The organism is Bacillus sp. ISL-18, from assembly GCF_018613415.1.
Classification (GTDB): Bacteria; Bacillota; Bacilli; order Bacillales; family Cytobacillaceae; genus Neobacillus.
The window spans coordinates 59,790-82,404 of sequence record NZ_JAGGQG010000008.1; the positions used below are offsets into that span (position 1 = coordinate 59,790).

Annotated in this window: 21 protein-coding genes; 16 read left to right on the forward strand and 5 right to left on the reverse strand. The window is 40.5% G+C overall.

Annotated features, from left to right (window positions below; translation table 11 throughout):
• The first annotated feature begins 10 nt into the window (after positions 1-10).
• On the forward strand, positions 11-1,231 hold the full coding sequence (locus J7E81_RS11935; RefSeq protein WP_215042422.1) for an MFS transporter: 1,221 nt from the start codon (positions 11-13) through the stop codon (positions 1,229-1,231).
• A gap of 75 nt (positions 1,232-1,306) precedes the next feature.
• Here the strand turns inward: J7E81_RS11935 and J7E81_RS30900 are convergent, their stop codons facing one another.
• Positions 1,307-1,435, reverse strand: a complete 129-nt coding sequence (locus J7E81_RS30900) for a hypothetical protein (protein WP_285292009.1) — start codon at positions 1,433-1,435, stop codon at positions 1,307-1,309.
• A 142-nt stretch (positions 1,436-1,577) separates the two neighbouring features.
• Here J7E81_RS30900 and J7E81_RS11940 point away from each other — a divergent pair, with 142 nt between their 5' ends.
• From J7E81_RS11940 to ppsA, 4 genes are all read left to right on the forward strand, one after another.
• A complete protein-coding gene (locus J7E81_RS11940; RefSeq protein ID WP_215042423.1) occupies positions 1,578-1,742 on the forward strand; it encodes a serine kinase in 165 nt (54 codons plus the stop codon).
• Positions 1,743-1,992: 250 nt separating this feature from the next.
• Positions 1,993-2,253, forward strand: a complete 261-nt coding sequence (locus tag J7E81_RS11945) for a hypothetical protein (RefSeq protein WP_215042424.1) — start codon at positions 1,993-1,995, stop codon at positions 2,251-2,253.
• Between the two features lie 172 nt (positions 2,254-2,425).
• A complete protein-coding gene (locus J7E81_RS11950) occupies positions 2,426-3,280 on the forward strand; it encodes a hypothetical protein (RefSeq protein WP_215042425.1) in 855 nt (284 codons plus the stop codon).
• A gap of 134 nt (positions 3,281-3,414) precedes the next feature.
• Positions 3,415-6,015, forward strand: coding sequence for a phosphoenolpyruvate synthase (ppsA, locus tag J7E81_RS11955; protein ID WP_215042426.1), 2,601 nt, complete (start codon positions 3,415-3,417; stop codon positions 6,013-6,015).
• A gap of 148 nt (positions 6,016-6,163) precedes the next feature.
• Here the strand turns inward: ppsA and J7E81_RS11960 are convergent, their stop codons facing one another.
• Both J7E81_RS11960 and J7E81_RS11965 read right to left on the reverse strand, forming a co-directional pair.
• Complete coding sequence (locus J7E81_RS11960) at positions 6,164-6,952, reverse strand: GNAT family N-acetyltransferase (RefSeq protein WP_215042427.1); 789 nt, start codon at positions 6,950-6,952, stop codon at positions 6,164-6,166.
• Positions 6,953-7,037: 85 nt separating this feature from the next.
• Positions 7,038-7,964, reverse strand: a complete 927-nt coding sequence (locus tag J7E81_RS11965) for an AEC family transporter (protein WP_215042428.1) — start codon at positions 7,962-7,964, stop codon at positions 7,038-7,040.
• 139 nt (positions 7,965-8,103) lie between these two features.
• On the opposite strand from J7E81_RS11965, the gene J7E81_RS11970 reads away from it, so the two are divergent.
• Positions 8,104-8,979: a LysR family transcriptional regulator gene (locus J7E81_RS11970; RefSeq protein ID WP_215042429.1), complete on the forward strand. Its 876-nt coding sequence runs from the start codon at positions 8,104-8,106 to the stop codon at positions 8,977-8,979.
• Between the two features lie 124 nt (positions 8,980-9,103).
• The gene (locus tag J7E81_RS11975; protein ID WP_215042430.1) at positions 9,104-9,274 is read left to right on the forward strand and encodes a hypothetical protein; all 171 of its coding nucleotides are present in this window, start codon (positions 9,104-9,106) and stop codon (positions 9,272-9,274) included.
• A 50-nt stretch (positions 9,275-9,324) separates the two neighbouring features.
• Here J7E81_RS11975 and J7E81_RS11980 read toward each other — a convergent pair whose 3' ends face one another.
• Positions 9,325-10,056: a YoaK family protein gene (locus J7E81_RS11980; protein WP_215042431.1), complete on the reverse strand. Its 732-nt coding sequence runs from the start codon at positions 10,054-10,056 to the stop codon at positions 9,325-9,327.
• A 446-nt stretch (positions 10,057-10,502) separates the two neighbouring features.
• Between J7E81_RS11980 and J7E81_RS11985 the strand changes: the two genes are divergently transcribed.
• The 8 genes from J7E81_RS11985 to J7E81_RS12020 all read left to right on the forward strand — a co-directional run bounded on the left by J7E81_RS11985 (position 10,503) and on the right by J7E81_RS12020 (position 19,611).
• The gene (locus J7E81_RS11985; RefSeq protein ID WP_215042432.1) at positions 10,503-11,678 is read left to right on the forward strand and encodes an acyl-CoA dehydrogenase family protein; all 1,176 of its coding nucleotides are present in this window, start codon (positions 10,503-10,505) and stop codon (positions 11,676-11,678) included.
• A 17-nt stretch (positions 11,679-11,695) separates the two neighbouring features.
• On the forward strand, positions 11,696-12,874 hold the full coding sequence (locus tag J7E81_RS11990) for an acyl-CoA dehydrogenase family protein (protein WP_215042433.1): 1,179 nt from the start codon (positions 11,696-11,698) through the stop codon (positions 12,872-12,874).
• A 25-nt stretch (positions 12,875-12,899) separates the two neighbouring features.
• The gene (locus tag J7E81_RS11995) at positions 12,900-15,038 is read left to right on the forward strand and encodes an acetate--CoA ligase family protein (protein ID WP_215042434.1); all 2,139 of its coding nucleotides are present in this window, start codon (positions 12,900-12,902) and stop codon (positions 15,036-15,038) included.
• 70 nt (positions 15,039-15,108) lie between these two features.
• On the forward strand, positions 15,109-15,897 hold the full coding sequence (locus J7E81_RS12000) for a crotonase/enoyl-CoA hydratase family protein (protein ID WP_215042435.1): 789 nt from the start codon (positions 15,109-15,111) through the stop codon (positions 15,895-15,897).
• Between the two features lie 50 nt (positions 15,898-15,947).
• Entirely contained in the window at positions 15,948-17,105 is a 1,158-nt protein-coding gene (locus J7E81_RS12005; RefSeq protein ID WP_215042436.1) for a thiolase family protein, read from the forward strand.
• Positions 17,106-17,107: 2 nt separating this feature from the next.
• Positions 17,108-17,506: a Zn-ribbon domain-containing OB-fold protein gene (locus J7E81_RS12010; RefSeq protein ID WP_215042437.1), complete on the forward strand. Its 399-nt coding sequence runs from the start codon at positions 17,108-17,110 to the stop codon at positions 17,504-17,506.
• Positions 17,448-18,428: an MBL fold metallo-hydrolase gene (locus J7E81_RS12015; RefSeq protein WP_215042438.1), complete on the forward strand. Its 981-nt coding sequence runs from the start codon at positions 17,448-17,450 to the stop codon at positions 18,426-18,428. Before J7E81_RS12010 ends, J7E81_RS12015 begins: the two co-directional genes overlap by 59 nt.
• Positions 18,429-18,465: 37 nt before the next feature.
• Positions 18,466-19,611, forward strand: a complete 1,146-nt coding sequence (locus J7E81_RS12020) for an NAD(P)H-dependent flavin oxidoreductase (protein WP_215042439.1) — start codon at positions 18,466-18,468, stop codon at positions 19,609-19,611.
• Positions 19,612-19,671: 60 nt separating this feature from the next.
• On the opposite strand, the gene J7E81_RS12025 is transcribed toward J7E81_RS12020, so the two are convergent.
• The gene (locus J7E81_RS12025) at positions 19,672-20,868 is read right to left on the reverse strand and encodes a TetR/AcrR family transcriptional regulator (RefSeq protein WP_215042440.1); all 1,197 of its coding nucleotides are present in this window, start codon (positions 20,866-20,868) and stop codon (positions 19,672-19,674) included.
• Between the two features lie 190 nt (positions 20,869-21,058).
• On the opposite strand from J7E81_RS12025, the gene J7E81_RS12030 reads away from it, so the two are divergent.
• Positions 21,059-22,075 (forward strand): SDR family oxidoreductase, encoded by a 1,017-nt coding sequence (locus tag J7E81_RS12030; protein ID WP_215042441.1) that lies wholly within the window; start codon positions 21,059-21,061, stop codon positions 22,073-22,075.
• Positions 22,076-22,615 lie beyond the last annotated feature (540 nt).

Genomic DNA, 22,615 nt, shown 5'->3' on the forward strand with positions numbered 1-22,615 from the left:
AGAATGAACGATGACAACAATCCTTTTAATAATCATTTATTTGGCTTTTATCAGCTTGGGTTTACCTGACTCATTGTTGGGCGCAGCTTGGCCCGTCATGCAATCGGACTTAGGTGCTGCGCTTGAGACGGCTGGATACCTTTTTATGACCGTTGCAGGTAGCACGATTATCTCAAGTTTATTAAGTGGGAAGGTACTAAGACGGTTCGGAACGGGTAAAGTCACATTTGTCAGTGTCTTAATGACAGCAGCTGCTCTATTAGGATTTCATTTTGCTCCTTCGGTTGCTTGGTTAGTGGCATGTGCAATCCCTCTCGGATTAGGAGCAGGAGCTGTTGATTCAGGATTAAACGATTATGTGGCGATCAACTATAAAGCACATCATATGAGTTGGTTACATTGCTTTTGGGGAGTTGGAGCGACTCTTGGGCCGGTCATTATGGCTCAGTTCATGATAGGAGAAAATTCCTGGAGAAGTGGATACTTTGTCATTTCTGGTCTCCAGTTTGTGTTAGTTATGATCCTTCTCTTCACTTTGCCTTTATGGAACCGAGTGAAAAATAAAAGCAATATGGCTGTAAAGGAAGAGAGCGAAGATTCAAAAGATGTCTTGAATAATGATTTAAAACCTTTACAAATGAAGGGAGTAAAACTAGCTCTTGCATCCTTCTTGTTTTACTGTAGCGCCGAAGCTGCCGTGGGGCTTTGGGGAAGCAGTTTCTTGGTAGAAATCAAAGGGTTAAATGCGGCAACTGCTGCAAAATGGGTTTCATTCTATTACGCAGGAATAACCATCGGTCGGTTACTTACAGGCTTTATTACTTTTAAAATGACTAACCGAAGTCTAATTAGGTCCGGACAAATGGTCGCGTTGACAGGAGCGGTTATTGTATTTTTACCATTACCTTCTATTTTCGCACTTATTGGTTTTATCATTGTTGGGCTAGGATTAGCACCGATCTTTCCTTGTATGTTGCATGAAACACCAGCACGGTTTGGAAAAAAACATTCTCAAACGATTATGGGCTATCAGATGGCGCTTGCTTATACAGGCACAACATTCATGCCGCCTCTTCTCGGTTTCATTGCGTCACATTCAACAATAGGAATCTTCCCAATTTGTATTCTTATTTTTATTGCCGTCATGTTCCTAAGTTCAGAACGATTAAATAGCTTACTAGATAAAAAAGTTTTATTAAAGCGTATTGATCCAAGTTCGACTGAAATGTAGTTGGTGGCAGTTAAATAGGGTGTTAAAAAATTATTTTCAATCGTGTCAGGCACCAAGGTGCCTGACACTACCTGCCTATTTCTTACGGTTGGCGTTTCCCGATTTGCCTTCGGGGATGACACGATCGATGTCCAGGTACGGTTTGCCGACAACGGCATCGTTGGATACGATATTAACGGTGTTATTCTTGTTTTCCTGCATCATGTAAAGCCTCCAATTCAGCATAATTAACAAAACGGTACATAAGGTATTTTACGCAAAATCCTCAAAACTTTTCAGTATAGACAGGGTTGTTAAATAGAATGTCGAATTGATTTTGTTTTTGGGTTAGGAGATGGGAAGTAATTTGAAATTAGGTTTTGCTATTTTACTTATTTTACTTGGGAGTTTTTTAATTGGATTTACAGTAGATCGCTTTGGTAAGAGAGGTAACGTTATTATCCATCTAATAGGGATTGGACTATATTTAGGGGCTATTTTTATTGTAATAAGCAAGCCAAAAAGCCAATAGACTTATTAAATAAAAGGATGCTTTACTAAAACTTTGATTAAACTTAAAAGGGCCTAATTATGCAAGCTTTTATTCACTACTTGTATAATTGGGCTCTTTTTATGTTTATAAACACACAGCCGAAAAGTAAATTTATTAAGGGAAAAGAATGAATTAAAAAATATTTGAACAAGACTGGGTTAATCTCCATTTCACATAAAGGACAACCTCCATATAGTAAAGTATGTTCATTTAGAAAGGAGAAGTTTGAATGCAATTAAATTATCAGCAAGCAAAGAATTTAGAGGGGAAAATGATTCATTATAAAAATGATCAAGGCGAATGGTCCATTGGAAAAGTGGTAAAGGTAAGAAAAGAGGGTCTTGAGATTCAAGAATTAAGTTATTCTAGTTCTAGTACTGGATATGGATTTGGTTTCTTTGGTCCGGGACCGTTTGTCAGACGGCCATTTTTTAGACCGCCTGTTATCGTTCCATTTGTTGGATTTGGCTTTTTTCCATTCTTCTTTTAATAAAGCCAACACTGAGAAATTCTTCTACTAAGAGAAGATGAACTAGATGGGAAAAGCTTGTTTACGTAACAGGTCCCGTGTGTGGTAAATAAAAGCTGCCAAATAGGCAGCTTTTCCTGTTTCGATTTCACCCATTCATTTTTCACCCATAAACTAAGAGTGGGTGATGAATATGCAAAAACGGAACCAGATGGACATCACTTCATATCATCAAAAGTATTTTCGTCCATCATGCTTGAAAGCCTTAAATTTAAGATTTACCAGTTCGGAGTTTTATTCACTTTTTTCTGAACAAACTCATGACCAAATCAAATTACCTCCCGAATTGACAAGAACCCCTGAAGATACTCTTATTAACTATTTTAGTATTCTGCGTGAAGCTGAAAATATGGGAGGAAGAAGCTGCGGGACGGTTGGTCAGGCCCATACTCCATTTCCAATTGCCTATAACTTTCTATCTAAAGAGTATCAAAATAAACTAAGCTATGATGAATACCTTCAATCGTTTGCAGGAATAGGGCATACCAGTTTAATAAAGCTTAGTCGAGTACCAGATGTAAAAAAAAGAAGATTAAAGTTTTTTTATGAGATTGAAACAATTGAAGGGTTTAAAGGTAAGCGAGCGGAGTATTTTGGATATTCATATGGATGGATCGAGCTCGTCTACGAAAAAGATGGTTTTCGGATTTCAGATTTGACCAAGATGGAAGAAGATTTTTTATGCGCACCGTATCATGGTTGGGACCATGACGGGGAAGATAGTGTAGAGGTGAAATATGGAAGTTGGTGCAAATTGATTCAACAGATGTACCCAACAGTGAAGAATGGATACCTTAAGAATATTTATTTTCGTGGTAACGATGGAGCTGATTATTGTTTTATTTTTGTAACATTGACGAATGGAACGGACGTAGAAATGGCACAATTGCGGAAAGGTAGCAATGAAAATTGGAAACAGGTGAACATGAAGCCTGAAGAAGAATGTTTAACGGAACAAAGAATGTTTATCGACCCTAATGGTAAATGAGTTACCTTTAAATGTTACTACATGATACTCTTCCTACTTTCATTATAACATGAAAAAAATGGATAATATAGACTGTTTATTCTCAAAAACTACTGTTACAATCAATAGAACCTTAATGGTTAGGAGAGTGTAGAATGAATTCTTTGGTTCTCGGTTTTCAGGAAATGGAACAATCACAGCTTTTGCTCGTTGGCGGAAAAGGGTTAAATTTAGGTGAATTATCAAAAATTCACGGCATACACGTACCAGAAGGATTTTGTATTACGACAAAAGCTTATCAAAAAGCCATCGAACAAAACGAACCGTTCGACGCACTGTTGAATCAACTAGTACGATTAAAAGTAGAAGATCGAAATCAAATTGGTGAAATCAGCAGGAAGATTCGACAACTCCTTACAGAAATAGAAATTCCCTCCGATGTTGTCACGGCAGTCGCTGATTATCTCTCCAAGTTTGGCGATGAACATGCATATGCAGTGCGTTCTAGTGCAACCGCTGAAGACTTACCACATGCTTCTTTTGCTGGACAACAAGACACCTATTTAAATATCATCGGAACAGAAGCCATCTTGCAGCATATCAGAAAATGTTGGTCTTCTCTTTTTACCGACCGCGCAGTCATCTACCGATTGCAAAATGGATTTGACCATAGTCAAGTTTATATATCCGTTATCGTGCAAAGGATGGTTTTTCCACAGGCTTCCGGGATTTTATTTACCGCTGATCCGATTACCAATAACCGCAAGCTGCTATCCATCGATGCCAGTTTTGGACTTGGAGAAGCGCTGGTTTCTGGCATAGTCTCTGCCGATAGCTATAAAGTGAAAGAGAATACCATCGTTGATAAGAGGATAGCAGCTAAAAAATTGGCTATCTATGGACGAAAAGAAGGCGGGACCGTGACACAAGAGATCGCCCCTGACCAGCAAAAGACGCAAACACTTACTGACCAACAAATTTTACAACTATCACGTATCGGAAGGCAGATTGAAGCTTATTTTGGCTGTCCGCAAGATATCGATTGGTGTTTGGTTGATGATACCTTTTATATGGTCCAGAGCCGTCCAATCACGACTCTTTTTCCTATCCCTGAAATGAATGATCAAGAAAACCACGTCTTTATATCTGTCGGACATCAGCAAATGATGACAGACCCCATCAAACCATTGGGATTGTCTTTTTTCCTGTTAACGACACGTGCCCCTATGAGTAAAGCTGGCGGCAGGCTGTTTGTCGATATCACACCTCAACTGGCTTCATCTGTCAGCAGAAACGGTTTATTACATGCGATGGGACAACACGATCCACTCACGAAAGATGCCATTATGAACATCATCGAGCGTGGAGATTTCATAAAATCGTTACCAAATGATATTGAACCACCGAGGCCTGCAAGAGGAAATACCGATAGTATGGCACAAATCGAAAACAATCCATCCATTGTTTCTGATCTAATTAAGCGTAGCGAACTATCCATTGAAGAGTTAAAACAAAACATCCTAACCAAATCAGGACCAGATTTAGTTGATTTTATTTTTGAAGATATTCAAGAATTAAGGAAGATTTTATTTGATCCACAAAGTACAGCTGTATTTATGGCGGCTATCAATGCTTCAACCTGGATCAATGAAAAAATGAACGAGTGGTTAGGTGAAAAAAACGCGGCAGACACGCTGTCGCAATCTGTCCCAAACAATATTACTTCGGAAATGGGTCTGGCCCTTTTGGACGTTGCTGATGTGATTCGTCCATATCCAGAAGTAATCGATTATTTACAACAAGTAAAAGATGAAAACTTTTTGGATGAACTGGATAAGTTTGAAGGTGGAAGGGAAACCCGAGACGCTCTTAAGGCTTTTCTCCACACATATGGAATGCGATGTGCTGGAGAAATCGATATTACCAGAACACGTTGGAGCGAAAAACCGATGATCCTTGTCCCTATGCTCATTGGTAACATCAAAAACTTTGAGCCCAATGCTGGCAAGCGGAAATTCGAGCAAGGGCTGCGTGTTGCTTTGGAAAAGGAAAAAGAGTTAGTAGAAGGTTTGAAGCAATTACCGGATGGTGAACAAAAAGCCAAAGAAACAAAACGAATGATTGACCTAATCCGGAATTTCATCGGGTATCGTGAATATCCGAAATACGGCATGATTCATCGCTACTTCGTTTATAAGCAGGCATTACTGAAGGAAGCCAAACGACTTGTGCAAGCGGGTGTTATTCATGAAAAAGAAGATATATACTATCTCACCTTGGAAGAACTCCACGAAGCCGTACGTACCAATAAGCTGGATTACCAGATCATCAATAAGCGAAAAGATGATTATACATTATATGAAAAATTGACGACTCCGCGTGTTATTACATCGGATGGTGAAATCATTACAGGTAAGTACAACCGAGAAAATCTCCCAGCCGATGCGATTGTAGGTTTGCCTGTTTCTTCCGGAGTGATCGAGGGACGAGCGCGAGTCATCTCAAATTTGGAAGAAGCTGATTTGGAAAAAGGAGATATATTAGTCACACGCTTTACTGACCCTAGCTGGACAACATTGTTTGTATCCATAAAAGGCCTAGTCACGGAAGTGGGTGGACTGATGACCCATGGTGCAGTCATCGCACGTGAATATGGCTTACCGGCAGTTGTCGGAGTAGAATATGCGACCAAACGGATCAAAGATGGCCAACGAATTCGTGTGCACGGAACAGAAGGGTATATCGAAATATTGTAATGCTGGAATGATAATTCTAAGACTAAAGTTACCATTGCCATTAGCCATTTTGCTTTTCTTACAGAACAAGGGGGTATATATTCGAGCTTGGAAAAAGGATTCCAAGCTCGTTTATTTTCTTTTATTGCTCTCCCTATTAATGGAATCATTAATCTCCCTGAATTTCTTTGATACTTTTCCCTGCTAAAAAGGCGTGACCCATCCTTAGCTTTGCAACAGTCTGAAATCCATATTTTTGATAGACTTTTTCTATTTTTTCGTTAATCGGAAACACCCAAAGGTTTTTAAGCCCTTTTTTAGCAACTTCTGTTTGAATAAAATGAATCAATTCACCAATTAATCCTCGACCCCTGTATTCCGCCAGCGTTGCAACACTTTCCATTCGTGCCTGATGATCATGGATAAAAATACAAGCTGTAGCACAGGCAACTCCCTCATATCGTAGTAAATAATAGGTAAAGCTAGGATGATTAAATTCTACCTCAAAAGCCTTTTCCCTAACGGCTTTGCCTCCAAATTCTGTAATACTGCATTCAATATGTAATGCTTCGGAATAATTCTCTTTTGTCACCCTTTCAATATCAATTTCCTTGCGTTTTTCCTTCACCAAAACCTTTTGATCCCACAGTTGAACAGGACTGATTAATTCTTCAAAACCGAAATGATCCATTTTTAGTTGGTCAACCAATTCCTGTTGAGCATCTACGTTATAAATATAAAATCTGGGAATGAGTTTTCTAGATTGATAAAAATTTTTAACTTCATCGATGATTAACGTTGGATGATTAATAGAATCACTAATATGAGCGTGATTTGCGTTATAATAATTTGGTTGACTTTCATTGCAAAAAATGGAACCCCAAGATGTTTCTATTCGTTTTGTAAAGGTCTCTAAGTAGGCAAAATCTAGTAAAATAATGTCTCTTAAATTGATCATAAGATACCCCCTTTATTTATTTTGATAGTTAGTAAAGTTTACCAAATAGGCCATATCCTATACTACTCCAGCCACCGTCTGTTGGTTAAGATTTCACCACGACAATAAGGAAGGGCAAAACGAAAAATGAAATCAGCGTTGTCCAGAGAATGCATTTCGAGACAATTTTAGGAGAAGCGTTAAATTTTTCTGCCAAAATGACGGCATTCACGGCAACAGGCATACAAGCCAATACAAAAAGAACGGATTGTAAGATTCCTCTGATATGTAAGAGGTAAATGCAAAATAGACCAACTAACGGCGATACGAACAATCGGACAGCCATGCCCGTCCAAAAGGCGGTTTCAAATTTCTCTTTATCTCTGGATATTTTCACATTGACCATCTGTACGCCTAAAATCGCCAGAACAACCGGAGAGTAAGCATCTGCCACCATCGAAACTCCTTTTGCAATGTCGTCTGGTAAGGAAAGATGGAAAGTTCGCAGCACGAACGCAAGAATGGCGGCGTAGATGGCAGGAAGTGAAAACACTGATTTAATCGCATTCTTGATGGAAAATTGGGATCTGGCCGCAAAGTATACCCCTAAGGTGTTCACAATGACCATTTGACCAATCACATAAACGGATGCCTTATCAAGCCCCAGTTTCCCAAAAGCGAGTAAGACAAGAGGCAGTCCGTAATTAACACTGTTGGTTAAGGATGAAATCAATGTCAGCCCAGCCGTTTCAGACGCGGAAAGTTTAAAAGCTTTTCCTAAAATATTGGCAATGGTCCAAAGCAGGACAAGATTAAGCAGGGAAAAGGCAACCGTTTGAAAAATATCATGATGGGATACATGAGCGGTCAGTAAGGTATCCAAAATAATCGCAGGACTTAAATAATATAAATACAGAGTCAACAACGGCTTCGTATCAAGCTGCTTGAAACGTCCCAGTAGGGCACCGACGGTTACGGGAATAGATAGTGGAACAATCACTTGAAAAAGGGTAGTAAAAACAGTTTGAATCACCGAACAGGTCTCCTCTCCAAATCTAGTGGAATACTATGTATCGAATTCCTTAAATCGATTATAATGGAAAAGTGAAATAATTTATATTAACAAATAGCAAGGAGATTAATAACCAATTGTTATTAGGGTAGGGGATACGATGGATATTAAATGGTTAAAGACTTTTATCATTGCGTCAAAGTATGAGAATTTTCGTCAAACGTCAGAGGAACTTTTTCTGACTCAACCTGCTGTAACAAAGCATATTAAAAGGCTGGAAGAAACTCTTAACATTCAATTGTTTGAAAGACTAGGCAAAAAAGTAATTCTTACACCAGCAGGTCATAAGTATCTATCCTATGCAAGGGAGATCCTATCAAAATATGAGCAGGGTGTGGAAGAATTTGAATCCTGGAAACAAGGGTATAATCGAAAGTTAATCATCGCTGTTGCCCCGCAAATTGCGTCCTCCATCTTGCCTTCCATATTAAGGGGATTTATGGATGAAAATCCTCATTTAGAAGTTTTAATTAAAGTCCTCAAGTCTTATGAAATAGGGGAGGAAGTCAGTGCTGGAAATGCAGATATAGGGCTTACGAGAATTTTACCCATGCAGACCAATATAAAAAGTCATATCGTGCATAAAGAATCGGTCCTATTAGTTGCACCAAATGAATGCAAAGAAACTTCTACCCTTGATGAACAAACCATTTTACATAAATATAGGCTAATAACTCATAACCATCCAGACTATTGGGATCATCTGCTGGATACGATCAAGAGGCATTATCCGACCGTAAAGACCATGAGAGTTGACCAAGTAGAGGTTACCAAGCGTTTTATCGAAGAAGGGCTTGGGGTTTCCTATCTACCTGCAACTGTCGTTAAAGATGAAATGGATCGGAATAAATTGATCGAAATTAAACCAAGTAACATCATTCCCCCCACATCTTTTACGTATGTCTTAACAAAAGTAGACACGGACGAAGTCGTAACGTTCATTACCTTCTTAAAAAATGCATTAAACAAATGGTGAAAGTGGCTGCAGCTAAATTGATAGCGCTTTAGCAGGATTTTTTAGGTTATGTGGAGAATACTTATTTTAATAGTTAATTTTCTGAAAATTTTTAAAATAAGGTTAAAACAAGGAGTGTTTTCACATGACGTATGTCTACAAAACTGGCATTTATCAAAATTCAGAAAAGAAGCGTTGGGAATACTGGTATATTGGACCAAATGAAGTAAAAATTCTAGTCTCATGGTTAAGCTGGACTGCTTCGAAAGAATATGAAAAATGGGAAAAAACCTGTCTTGTAGAAAAAGCAGGGTAAGCCTCACTAAAAGAGCCTGTCCAAAGTAGTGGACAGGCCTAAAAAGTTATTTATCCTTGAGCAAGTTTCATTTGTTCTTTCAGACACGCTTCCTGTTTTCGGATAAATCCTCGGTCTCTATGATAAAGGATAAGCGCGACAACCAGAATGCCTGAGGCAATCCAGATGGCTCGATTCCCTATATACGTAGTGGAAAAAGTCCCGGATAACGCACCGAATATAAAGGATGAAATGATGAAAAAGAATTCCTGAAATTGCTTTTTAGCTTCTTGGTTATGTTCTTTAATCGCTAAATAAGCCGCTTGAGTAGCCGTCCTTAAATTTCCCGTCGTCATCGTGGAGTTATACGCCCACCGGTCTAATTTATTAAAAGTAGAAATTTGCAGGGAAGACACAAATGCAATCGACACCGTTACGACCATGTTCGAGACACTGCTTGGTAACAACCCTACAAAAATCAACACAAGACATTCTAATAGGAGGATGGATCGTCTATAGCTGTACACTAAATGTCTAACACGGGGAGTCTTGAATATTTCAGAAATCAAAACGCCTAATATAAACGCAATAATGGGCGGAATATAGAGTAACATCCCCATCCAATCGCGGTTGGCTGCTTTTACGGCCAATAATACCATGTTTCCTGTTTGAGCATTCGCAAATACTCCATCTCGGCTAATGAAAGTGTAAGCATCTAGAAATCCTCCAACCAAAGCCAATAACACACCTAAACGCACGGAATTTGACGATAACGATAGAGGTTTCTTCTGTTTATCTTCCATAAAGATGCTCCTTATACAGTAATAATTTTAAAAATCTAAGACAGTAAAATAGTAAGAGATTATGAGAGTCAGGTCAATGGAAATTACATGAACGCAGTAAGAAAATCGAGATTTATGAAAACTTTATGTCAGGCTTTGTTCTTTTAAGGACGGAAGTGGTGATTTCGTAGCAACATCACCCGAAACAAGTAGAGGTATTTATGAAAAAATAAAATGAGTTATCAAAAACAAGCCGTTTCCTTATGGGATACGGCTTGTTTTAGTAACGATCGAACATGGCGTGAGGCAACAAATCAGGCAAAAACGTGATTATTTATAAGATAGTGTACGTTCTTTGTAGCACTTGTTGATTAAACAGTAATAGTGCCTTTTATGTTCATTGAAAGGATAGAATATTAAAAATATAATGAATACAGAAAACGCTTACAACGGTAGGAGGTAAATCGATGCATTTTCAATTAACAGAGGAACAACTAACCTGGCAACAGGAAATCAGAGAATTCTTACGAGAAATCATCACACCAGAGTTGCTTCACGAAGTCGAAGAAAACGAAGATAAACCAACAGGTCCCCTAGAAAGAGAGTATCGTAGAAGACTAGTTGAAAAAGGCTGGGCCGCCATTAATTGGCCAAAGGAAATGGGGGGATTAGGCCTTACCGCTATTGAAAGGTTTATCTTCAATGAAGAATTTGCCTATGCAAAGGCGCCCCATCCATCAGGAGCAGCACTTTCCATTGTGGCACCGGCGATTTTTATGTTTGGCACGGAAGAGAATAAAAAGGAATGGCTCCCGAAGATCATGGCTGGTGAAGCTGATTTTGCCCTTGGGTACTCAGAACCGAATGCCGGGACAGACCTGGCAGGCCTTCAAACAATCGCCGTCTTAGATGGGGATGAATGGGTCATCAATGGGCAAAAAACCTGGAATACATTAGGGCACAAGGTAACCCATCAATGGGCAGCTGTACGAACGGATCCTGCTCTGCCAAAACATAAAGGGATTTCAGTCATCATTATTCCAAATCATGCACCGGGAGTCACGCTCGTAAAACAAAGAACATGGGGAAATCATACAACAAATGATGTGTTCTTTGAAAATGTAAGAGTTCCAAAAAACAATTTGATTGGAGAGGTTAATCAGGGGTGGAGAATTTTAACGGGTGCCCTTGATAGTGAAAGGGTACTAATGGGTGGCTCTGCTGAACTAAGGCGGGTTTATGATGATTTGGTGAATTTTTGTAAGCATACCATTATCGATGGACAACTGCTCATTACTCGTCCTGACGTAAAGAATAAATTGGCGGAACTTCACGTGGACTTGGAAATCGCGAAACTATTTGGCTACCGCGGGGCAAGTTTACTAGATTCAGGACGGGAAATATCCTCCGAAGCGTCTATGATGAAGGTATTTGCCACCGAGTTGTACACAAAAGTCGCTGATTATGGCATGCAGATCGTCAATATGTATGGTCAATTAAACAAAGAGGATGGATCAGCTCCACTTGCAGGAGAGTTAGAGCATTTGTATCGACTAGCCCCATTCCATCGCTTTGGAGGAGGCACGAATGAGGTGCAAAGAAATATCATTGCTCAACGCGGGCTTGGGCTGCCAAGAAAATAAGTACGGAGGTATGACGGATGAATATGACGTTTACGGAAGAACAACAGATGCTACAAAGTTCAGTTCGGAAATTCTTTGAAAAAGAGGTTCCGATCGGCTTGGTAAGGAAATTACAAACTCCGGATTCTAGCGGCCATTCAGAAGAATTATGGAAGAAACTAAGTGATGGCGGCTGGTTATCGATTGCCATTCCTGAAAAATACAATGGTGCCGGCGGGACGCTTTTTGACTTGGGGATTGTCTATGAAGAATCAGGAAAAGTCCTGTTGCCAACCACCTATTATAGTACTTTATTGGCCTCATTTTTAATAGAAGAGATTGGAACCGAAGAGCAAAAAGCCAAGTATTTATCAGCTATTGCATTTGGTAAGATCATTTCAACGATCGCTTATATGGAGCCACAAGCAATCCACAACACCAATTGTTATCAGACGGTCGCCCGTAAGGTGAAGGATCGTTATTACTTAACAGGAACGAAAAGTTTTGTGCAAAATGCCCATCTTGCCAATCCTTTGATTGTAATTGCACGAACGGAAGATGAACAGGCAAATGAAGGATTAACCGCCTTTTTAGTGAATCCAGCAAAGGATGGCGTAGAAATAAAACAACATTCGACTTTTGGAAAAGACAGGCAGAGTCTAGTCACTTTTACGGAAGTAGAATTGGAACAGGATGAGGTATTAGGAGAACCGGAGCAAGCTCTGGAAGGCCTTGAAGCAGCTATTAAAAAAGCTACTGCCTTACAAACGATGGAAATGGTTGGCGGAATGAAAAAAGTGGTTCAAAGAACAGTTGAATATGTTTCCCAACGAAAACAGTTTGGGGTACCGATTGGCAGCTTCCAAGCCGTTCAACATCACCTGGCAGATTTAGCTACCTATCGGGATGGATCGGAATTGGCCGCATATCAAGCCGTATCCAATCTTGCGGAAGGTCTTGCTGCAGACCGGGAAGTTTCCATTGCAAAGGCATATGCAAGTGAATCCTATAAAACAATCACGGTCATGGCCCATCAATTATGGGGAGGCATGGGCTATGCCACTGAATCGGATTTATTTCTATGGTCGAATCGTGCAAAGGCAACCGAACTATCCTTTGGAACGAGAGATGACCACTTGACTCAAATAATGAAATGGATAACTTCCAATCAAGCAAAGAAACAAAAAACGAAAATGGAAGTAACCTATTCGATTTAACGACTAGTGGGAAGGGGATGGGAATATGGCAGAACATAAAATGGAGTATTTATTACGGCCGAGGTCCGTCGTGATTGTGGGGGCTTCACAAAAAAAGGGATCGATCGGACATAATACCGTACGTAATTTTATTGATTTGGGGTTTCAAGGGAATGTGTATTGTGTTAATCCCCGGTATGAGGAGTTAGAGGGCTTTCCGTGTTTTCCTACTGTTGCTGACGTTCCTGGAGAGGTAGATGTTGCCATTATTGCCGTTCCTTTAGCTTTTGTCGAGAATGCCATAAAGGAATGTGCGGAAAAAAAAGTTTCCTATGCGGTGATCTTTAGCGCCGGATTTGCCGAGATGGGAGAAGAAGGGAAGCAAAAACAAGAAGAAATTAAGAAAATTTGTGAAGAAAATAACATCAGGGTCATTGGGCCAAATACAATGGGAATCACCAATGTGGCGGAGAAAATTAATTTGTCCTTTTCCAAAGTAGATTCGCTAAAGTGGATTCAAGGGAATGTGGGATTGGTATCGCAAAGCGGAGCGACAGGCCACACCATTTTAACAAAAGGGGAAGACGAAAAATTAGGCTTTGCTTATATGATTACCACCGGAAATCAACTAAACACCACCACGCTGGATGTGATGGAATTTTTACTTGAGGATGAAAAGACGGAAGTAATTGCCTCTTATATGGAAGCCGTACCAAATGGGGAACAATTAAAAGAAATTGGAGCAAGGGCATTACAACAGCATAAACCGATTATCGTCTATAAATCCGGACGATCTGAAGCAGGCAAGAAAGCCGCCTTATCCCATACAGCCTCATTAACGGGTTCAAGTAAGTCATTTCAACTTGTCGCGGAAAAATACGGGTTGGTTTCGGTGGATACGGTCGAAGAGATCATTGATGCCCTAAAAGCTTTCAACGGCAAGAAATTTCCGAAGGGCAATCGCGTGGCAACCGTCGTCATTTCCGGAGCAACCGGGATCATGATTGCGGATAACTTGACTGAATACAATCAAGAATTGGTTCCTTTAACAGATCAAACCAAAAATAGGTTAAGAGAAGTAGTGGCTGATTATCTTCCTGTCGATAATCCAGTGGATATTGCCAGTACGTTAGTCATGAATCCTGCTATTTATAAACATTGTCTGCAAACCTTGGCAGAAGCTGAAGAAGTAGACTCGATTATAGCCCACCTGCCATTAGGAAAATCAAACGGTGGATTGCATTTTGCCAAGGATGTGATAGACGTTTCCAAGACAACAGGAAAACCCATTTTCGTTCTAACAACAGGAAGTGAAGAAGAGGTAAGCCCGGTTAGACATTTTTTAAATGGAAATAACGTACCTGCCTATAGCAATGTAATAAGTGCGATCAAAGGGCTAGATTATCTAGTAAACTATCAAAAAATCTATGCCGAGCGGAATCGAATCAACACCGCTTCAAACTCCGATCATCAGACGAAATTCAATCTTCTACAGGCCACTACGGTCACCGAGCCGAAGGTGAAATCACTACTAAGAGATTCAAACATACCAGTACCAAATGGAGCTGTTGCTAAAAACGAAGAAGAACTCGTAGAAAAAGCAGCTGCCTTACAATTCCCGTTAGTGGCTAAAGTCGTTTCACCGGAAATTACCCATAAAAGCGATGTTGGCGGTGTGGTGTTACCGATTAAAAATGAAGAGGAATTGATAAGGGCCTATCATACTATTACAGAAAATGTAAAAAATCATGCACCAAATGCTAGAATGGAAGGCATTTTAATAGAGGAACTTGTGGAAGGACCATTCCTTGAAACGATTGTGGGGGTAAACCGTGATCCCGTTTTTGGACCGATTATCATGTGTGGCTTAGGCGGAGTGTATGTAGAGGTATTGAAAGATGTCTCCCAACGGTTACTGCCCATTACCGAAAAAGATGCCCTGGAGATGGTAAAGGAATTGAAAAGTTATCCGCTTTTTAACGGGTTCCGAAACGGAGTAAATTATGACGTTACGGCCCTTGCCTGCGTGTTAGCCGATATTTCTCACCTGGCCTTAAGCCTGGGGGATGGCTGGTCAGAAATCGAAATAAATCCATTAATTGTTCGTGAACTAGGAAAAGGTGTAATGGCGCTGGATGGATTAATTACCGTGACAGAAGCAGCGAAAGAAGCAGTAAAACACTAAGTTCTTTCAGCATGTACGCTTTTTACAAGGTACCTCATAAAAGTAAAAATGACGAGAGAGGTGTGACAAGATGACGAAGGAAAAGGTTTTATATGAAAAACGAGGGAGAATCGCAATTATTACGATTAACCGGCCAGAGGCGATGAATGCAGTCGATGCAGAAGTCTGGGAAGGAATTAGAACGGCATTGGAGGATTATGCCGAGGATTCAAACTTGTGGTGTGCGATTATTACTGGTGCAGGAGACCGGGCGTTTTGTGCAGGGGCGGATTTAAAAGCGGTAGCGAAAGGCGAAAGTATTTTTCCGGAAGGCGGAGAAAAATGGGGATTTGCCGGTATCGCACAGCACTATATCAATAAACCGATTATTGCAGCCGTAAATGGGTTTGCCTTAGGTGGAGGAACGGAAATCGCCTTGGCTTGTGATTTGATTGTTGCTTCAGAAAAAGCTGCATTCGGCCTCCCGGAAGTGAAGCGGGGAATCATCGCCGGTGCCGGCGGGCTGCTTCGTTTACCAAGGCAATTACCGTTAAAAGTTGCCATGGAACTGATTTTGACTGGCAAGTCCATGTCACCACAAGAAGCTAGCGGGTGGGGATTGGTCAATCGGGTAGTTCCTCACGCACAGCTATTGGAAAAAGCAATTGAACTTGCGGATGAAATTATTGTAAATGCTCCGGTTGCGGTCAGCGCAAGTAAAGATATTGTCTATCGCGGGTTAGACGTGCCTCTGGATCACCCATCAAAAGCGTGGGAAATCAATCAGGAATACACAAGCAGAGTGATGGAGTCCCAAGATAGTAAAGAAGGACCTCGGGCTTTCGCTGAAAAAAGAAAGCCGGAATGGGCGGGACGATAAACGATACTTGAATAATACAAATTGTTTGTAGGCAGTAGGGAGGGATTGACTTGAGTATCCGAGGAAAAGCAGCCATTGTTGGCTTTGGGGAAACGCCATTTACGAAAGATAGCGGTAAAACCATTTTTGAATTAGCCAGTGAAGCATCCATTCTTGCGATTCGCGATGCCGAATTAACCATTACCGATATCGATGGGATTGTGACATTAAGTCCATTATCGACGGCAGCCCGTTTAAATAATACGTTGGCCAATTATTTAGGAATCAAACCGACCTACAGTGATGAGGTGTCTGTTTACGGTGCTTCTGGCGGATATGGGTTAAAACAGGCGGCTGAAGCGGTGGCAAGCGGAGCAGCAAGAAATGTTCTAGTCGTAGGCGCGGATTTGAATTTCTTGAAACATCATTCGGCCGAACCGCATGATTTAAATGACAATTTTAATTCGCTTTATTTTGGCGGCGGCGCCACCACCAATTATGCGATGGTAACCAATTTATATGAACATCTGTACGGCGATACCCAATTGCAAAGGGCAAAAATTGCCGTTCACCAACGGTATAATGCCAATCATAACGATAATGCGTTATTCGGTCACAAAGAATTAACCATTGAAGCGGTGCTGAATTCACCCGTCATTAGTACACCATTGCATCTCTTTGAAATTGTTTCTCCTTGTGATGGGGCTGTTGCTTTTGTTGTCAGCAAAGGGGAAGAGGCAAAATCGATTTCAAACACACCTGTTTATATCGAGGGGGCAGGTTTTCATAGTACTCACTTCTTATTATCCGATGCAGATCTGCTGAGAAATGGCGTCGTGACACCCATTAAGAAAGCTTCTTCTATTGCCTTTGAAATGGCCGGCGTTACGGTAGACAACATCGATATATGCGGGTTTTATGATTGCTATACCATCGCGGTCCTTCTAACCATTGAGGATATGGGCTTTTGTAAAAAAGGAGAAGGGGCCCGTTTTATCGAGGAGCATGATTTAACGTTTAAAGGGGATTTCCCTGTGAACACAAGCGGCGGGCAGTTATCGGCAGGACAGCCGGGAGATGCCGGGGGAATGGTGAATGTCGTCGAAGTGGTTCGTCAGTTAATGGGGAAAGCGGGCGTTCGGCAAGTCCCAAATTTGGAGGTTGGGGTTACCAATACAAATGGCGGACTCTTCTCCAATGAATGTACACTCGTCTTAAGGAGGGGATAATCATGGCCATAAACTATATCAACAAAGAAACAAAGGAATTTTACGAAGGGGCCAATCGATCGGAATTGCTCATTCAAAAATGTGATCGCTGTGGGGAATATGTTTTTTACCCAAGAGCGATTTGTCCAAACGATATGGGGAATTTATCGTTTGTAAAGGCTTCTGGCAAAGGGAAAATCCTAACCTATTCAATTGTCAGGATGGATGGGATGCCAAGATTTAAAGACATGGTTCCCTATGCAGCAGCCGTGGTCGAATTGGAGGAAGGGCCAACAATCGGTACAAGGATCGTTGTCAACAATCCGGAAGAAGTGTTTATCGGCCAAGAAGTAGAAGTACTATTTGAAGAACAAGATAGCCAAAAAATCCCGTTATTTCGGCCGGTTGGAAATGTTAAATAAAATCGTTAAAGGCATCTACCAAGTGGTGTTGCCCTTACCGTATAGTTTACAATCGGTTAACTCCTATCTACTGGAGGGAGAAAATGGTTATACCGTTATCGATACGGGAGACACCATTGAATCGATTAACGTTTGGGAACAGCTCCGTAAACCAGGGATTGTCATTGAAAAGGTGATTCTGACACATACGCATCCCGATCACTGCGGACTGGCGTGCTGGTTTCAGGAGGAATTACAGGTTCCTGTCATCGTTTCGAACTATAGCATCATCGAATTAGAGCGAATCAAACAAAGGTATCTGGATGGGAGCCCGTTGAATGATCTGTTTCTAAAACACGGTGGGCCAAAATTACCGAAAGCAGTTCTTTCAAGCCCATCCCCGTTTGATTTCTTACCTGATTCGATTTATCAACATGGTGAAACCATCAAATTTGGAAACGATTCGTTTGAAGCGATTTGGACACCCGGTCATGCCAAAGATCAATTCTGTTTCTACAACCCGGAATTACAAATCATGATGGTTAGTGATCATGTTTTGGCGGATATTTCACCGATGATCGAGCTTAGGGGAGAAGAAGGGGAGAATCCGTTACAAGACTATTTCACCTCACTGGACTTGATCAAAACGTATCCGGTGAAAGTAGCACTGACAGGCCACGGCGGTTTGATTGATGACTTACAAGCAAGAATTGACGAAATTCAAGCCAGGCATCAGCATCGATTAAACCAGATGCTGGATATTTTAAGCAATGATGCATTATCTGCTGCACAAATTTCTGAAATGATTTATAAGAAACAAAATCAACGATTCCAGATTGAACAATTCATGGCCATTATTACGAGACTGCTCTATTTAGAGTCGATTGGAAAGGTAAACAGTAAGCAACAAAACGGAAAAGTTTACTATCAAGCGATTGGTTAATGAACTTTTTAAAAAAATAATAATGGGGTGATTGAGAATGATAAAAAACGCAATTTGTGAAGAATATGGTATGAAAGTTCCTGTATTTGCCTTTACACACAGTCCTGACGTGGTTATTGCAGTCAGTAATGCAGGCGGTATGGGGGTTTTAGGTGCTTCGGGCATGACGCCGGAAGAGTTTGATCTTGCTATGCAAAAAATAACCGAGGCTTGTCCAGGGAAATCTTTTGGCGTAGACCTGATTTTGCCAAACAAATATGTCGGCATGGAAGAGGGGGGACTCACACTCGAAGCATTACAAAAACATATCCCGCAAGGACATAAAGATTTCCTTAATCATCTTTTAGAAGATTACGAGGTATCTGAAATAGAAGACCGGCAAAAAGCAGATTCGTTAACGTCCAAAGCCGGCTCATCCGTTAGCTTAAGTGGAGCACGCGCTCTTGCTAATGTTGCTTTTAACTACCCAATAAAACTATTGGTTAATGCACTTGGCATCTTCCCCGCTGAGTTCAGGGAAAGAGCACATGCCCAAGGAATTAAAATTGGCGCACTGGTCGGGCAGGTGAAACATGCATTGAAACAAAAAGAAGCCGGAGTGGATATCGTGATTGCACAGGGTTATGAAGCAGGCGGGCATACCGGTGATATTGCCAATACCGTTCTTGTTCCCCAAGTGGTGGATGCCGTGGCACCGATCCCCGTTATCATGGCTGGAGGAGTCGCAGATGGGCGCCAGATTGCCGCGGCCATGGCATTAGGAGCACAGGGTGTTTGGACAGGTTCTGTTTGGTTAATGACGGAAGAATCAGAAACCCATCCTGTCGTGAAGAAAAAATTTGCTCAAGCGACTTCTGCTGATACGCTTAGGTCCCGTTCATCGACAGGAAAACATGCAAGACAGCTTAAGTCGGCATGGACTGATGCTTGGGAAGACCCTAAAAATCCAGATCCATTACCGATGCCAATACACGGTCTGTTAATCAGCGAAGCCAAACTAAGGATTGAACAAGACGCACTAAAAGGTAAAAAGGGCGCTACTGAACTGGTTAACTACTTTGTTGGGCAGAATGTTGGCATGTTAACAGAAGAGAAACCAGCGGCAGAAGTACTAAATAAGTTGGTAAAGGAATATGAAACCGTGATGGAAAAGCTAGGAAAAACTAGTTCCCCTACAAGATAAATTTTTATAAGTTTAAAGGAATAAAGGCTAACATCTGATTGGATGTTAGCCTTGCTTCTCTTAAAATACCAAAGTTTTATTGGTTCTTCTTGTCGGCGGGTTGTTGAGGGAAAGCTTAAATAATTTTGCCATATAGCGTGGGGAGTATCTCAATTCCTCGGAAATCCACAAACTAATCACACCTAATAAGGTCGAGGCCAGATAATTCGAATAAATTCCTATATCATAATCAAAGCGACCATCTAATTCCTCATAAAAAAAAGCGACCAATCCTGAATAGATTTTGTTATAAAAACCGGGAACCTTATTATTCTCGCCGATCACTTCTAATATCGTGGAGTTTTCATAAATAAAGGTAAATAAATGAATCAGAGGAGATTGTGTCATCGTAGGATCCATTGAATGATCATCGTTTGTTTGGCGAAGGGATTGAACCATCCCGTCTACAAAATCGGAAACAGCATCAAAAAATAAATCATCCTTGCTTTTATAATGTGAATAAAAGGTCGAACGATTATATTGAGCATGTTCCAAAATATCCGTAACCTTTATATCACTATATTTGAGGACTTTCATTAATTGGATGAAAGAATTTGATAGTGCTTTTTTTGTGCGGAGAATTCTAGGATCAGATTCTTTCTGCGTTTTTGATTTGAAGTGCTTAAATGGAAGGTCCCCATAAATTAACTCATGCGGCCTTTTATAAACAATGGATAAAAATTGTTGAATTAAATAGTCAATTGATTGTTTCAAACCTTGATTAAGCCAATACATCATAATTCCCAGGGATGCAGAACTTACATAAACATAGTAAAATTTATCAATGCCTGGATCTTTATCCGGATTATCAATCGGATTACGTAACAGATCTTCTAAATATTGTTGGTAATGTAAAAAGATTTTGGAGCGGAAACCGATAATATGCCGGTCTTCAATCATCGTCTTAAAAAAGAAATAATTTTGTTTTATAAATTCAAATAAATTGTGCAGGGACAAGTCCTCTGAGGGTTGTTGGCGGGATGGTTGTGTGAAGCGAAGTTTTGGTTTAAGTACAGTAAACATTTCGATTATTTTTGTATCGATCACGTCATTTAATAGGTCATCCTTGCTAGAGTAATTTTGATAAAAAGTACCCCGATTATACCCGGCATCATGGCATAGTTGTGAAACCGTAATGGTGGAATAGTCCTTTTGTGACATCATTTTTAAAAGTGAATTCATTAAGTCTTTATGCGATTTTAATAGTTTTTTTGTCATTGAATACAACTCCAATAAAATAAAATCTGAATACTATTAATATTCCACCAATTAACCATAACATAAAATGATAGCGTGTTCAATCTGTGGCGTAGAATTGAAAAAAAGGAATTTTGAAATCAATATAGAATACTTACTTGCTAACGTACTAAATAGAATGGATTGCTTTTAACCTAACGGGGGTGGAGAAATGAAGGCGTTATTTATCGGTGGGACGGGAACCATTAGTTCTGCGATTACAAAACAATTAGTCACAAATGGAGCTGAACTTTACCTTCTAAATAGGGGGAATCGAAAGGATCGCTTGCCGGAAGGGGTAAACTTACTTCAAGCTGATATCAATGATGAAGACCAAGTTTCAAGACTGATTGAAGAGTTAGAGTTTGATGTTGTGGCTGATTTCATAGCGTTTGAACCTGCACAACTGGAAAGAGATTATCGCTTATTTAAAGGGAAAACGAAACAATTCATCTTTATAAGTTCTGCTTCTGCCTACCAAACTCCTTTGTCAGATTATCGAATTACGGAAGGAACGCCATTATCCAATCCGTATTGGCAATATTCGAGAAATAAGATTGCCTGCGAAGAGTATTTGCTGAAACTCTATCGAGACGAAGGCTTTCCAATTACGATTGTCAGACCAAGTCACACCTATGATGAACGTTCGATTCCGCTTGGTGTCCATGGAAGCAAAGGTTCTTGGCAGGTAGCCAAACGAATGTTCGAAAATAAACCGGTGATTATTCATGGTGATGGAACATCCTTATGGACGATGACCCACAATCGTGATTTTGCGAAAGGCTTTATTGGCTTAATGGGCAATATCCATGCAATTGGTGAGTCTGTTCATATCACTTCAGATGAAAGTCTTACCTGGAATCAAATTTACGAAGCGATTGCGGATGCACTCGGAGTAAAACTCCATGCCATTCATGTATCATCGGAATTTTTAGATGCATGCAGCAAAGAGGATTACCGAGGTGGATTATTGGGAGATAAGGCCAATTCCGTCGTTTTCGATAATACGAAACTGAAAAGACTGGTTCCTGATTTTGTGGCGACGACCCGATTTGACAAAGGGATTAAGCAAACAGTTGAGTACATTGTAGCCCACCCTGAACTACAAACACCGGATGAGGAATTTGATCATTGGTGTGACAGGGTTATTGACGCATTAAATACGGCTTTAAAAATTATTAATGAATAGACTCGTTAAAGGAATGCTCTTTTTGCATGAATATACCATTGGAACAGGTGACTGCAAAAGGGCAGTTGTTTTGTTCCGCCTTTTTTAGAGGTTAATACCTATAAGCAGCAAAAGCCTACTGTAGTCATGCTATCGAATGACAACAGTAGGCTTTTTTTATGGTCCGTTATAAACCCCGAAATCAGTTTAATTATTCCTGACTCCAGAAAGTTCTCGAATCCACTTCGGACAAGGCAAAGCCAAAAGAGTAAGGTTGTGTCCGAAGTCAAACCAACTTTGGACAAGGCAAAGCCAAAAAAGTAAGGTTGTGTCCGAAGTCGAACCAAGTTTGGACAAGGAGGAGCTAAAAAAGCAAGGTTGTGTCCGAAGTCGAACCAAGTTTGGACAAGGCAAAGCCAAGAGTGTGAGGTTGTGTCCGAAGTCGAACCAAGTTTGGACAAGGAGGAGCTAAGAAAGCAAGGTTGTGTCCGAAGTCGAACCAAGTTTGGACAAGGAGGAGCTAAGAAAGCGAGGTTGTGTCCGAAGTCGAACCAACTTTGG